Source organism: Psychromonas aquatilis (assembly GCF_038155185.1).
GTDB lineage: Bacteria > Pseudomonadota > Gammaproteobacteria > Enterobacterales > Psychromonadaceae > Psychromonas > Psychromonas aquatilis.
On the sequence record NZ_JBAKAZ010000365.1, the window covers coordinates 1 to 217 of the forward strand.

Genomic DNA, 217 nt, shown 5'->3' on the forward strand with positions numbered 1-217 from the left:
ATAGAAACTAAAAAGTCTGCTTGTCCTTTTCGTGCAATTTCACAACGTCTATTTAAATTAACGAAATAGACTCCGGTACGAATAAAAAATGCGTGCATACCTTTTTGACTATCGATTTTATTATTTAAACGTTTGGCTATTTGTAACGTTAGTTTTTTTTCATAACTATACTTAGCCACTGCACCCGGATCATCTCCACCATGGCCAGCATCAACTG

General features: G+C 35.5%; 1 protein-coding gene. It reads right to left on the reverse strand.

Annotated features, from left to right (window positions below; translation table 11 throughout):
• On the reverse strand, nt 1-217 hold a 217-nt coding region (locus V6256_RS15830), incomplete at both ends, for an N-acetylmuramoyl-L-alanine amidase family protein (protein ID WP_341599169.1).